Raw genomic sequence first — 1,016 nt, forward strand, 5'->3', positions numbered from 1 at the left:
ACGTAAGATCTTTTCGCAACGACTTTGAGGCATAAAAGCAAGCATCACTTTAGATGAGGCGCCACGAAGCAGGGGTTGACTTTGACCCTGGACGAAGCTGCATCGTAGCGCCTGCATACTTTCTTTTTGTCTGACACAAAGCGCTCGATAACCCGATGGCACCATGTACGCCGCCATTTCCCCCGTTTGCTGCACCAAGCGCGCCAAGATGGTTTCAACCATATCAAGGCCGTGCTGAGCGGTTTCATAGCTGTGCATCAACAGTAAGGCTGCTGGTCCAACAACAAACGTCTTGTCGTGCACACTTTCTTCAATCAAGTTCCATTCTTTCAGCAGTTTTAGATGTCGATACAAACTGCTTAATGGAACGTTCAATTGTTCGCTGAGTGTTTTCGCAGAGACTGGGAATTGGCTTACCGCAACTTGCATTAATAATTGCAGTGCCTTTTCGTTTACCTGATTAGCGTTGGCTTTGTTTAATGTCATGAGAGAGTTGTAACGTGTTAAAAGATATAGGACAAATATAATTCTTAATCACTGAGAAAAGAAAAATAATTTTTATGAGTAATTCTCACTTAGTGAGAAAATGGCAGTGAGCGGTTAAATATTAAAGAAAACTTGAAAAGTGGATGTCTCACCTTTGAGTCTCGTGCCACTAAACTGGAACTTAAACAATTAAGATTTTGTTTTATTTGCGAGAGTAGGAGGTGTCTCGCATACTCAATAAATCTAATGAATAATATTGTAAACGTGAGTTGCTGGTGGGTATCGTTTTCTCGATACCATCTGAGTCAATCGGTTTATAAAAGGTCGCTTTTATATGCTGAATAAAATGCTTCTTAAGAAAGCTGCTATCTTTTTTCTGCCACTTCCTTTGGTATTTGCGGAGGTTTTGTATTTGGCACACGAGAGTGTGCAAAGTAACCTCGATCACTTGCTCGAAAAGAACATACAAATCGCGGATGAAATTCTCTTTCAAATTGAGACTGAAAACCGAACTGCGCTTATTCATCCAG

1 protein-coding gene and 1 pseudogene are annotated in these 1,016 nt (G+C 40.9%); one reads left to right on the top strand and one right to left on the bottom strand.

Going from position 1 to position 1,016, the window contains the following annotated elements; genetic code table 11:
• On the bottom strand, positions 1-486 hold a 486-nt coding region (locus R8269_RS26485; protein ID WP_169642644.1), incomplete at its 3' end, for an IclR family transcriptional regulator.
• 334 nt (positions 487-820) lie between these two features.
• On the opposite strand from R8269_RS26485, the pseudogene R8269_RS26490 reads away from it, so the two are divergent.
• Positions 821-1,016 (top strand): annotated as a pseudogene (locus tag R8269_RS26490) (EAL domain-containing protein); the annotation flags it as partial.

This window comes from Vibrio sp. Vb0667 (assembly GCF_033391095.1).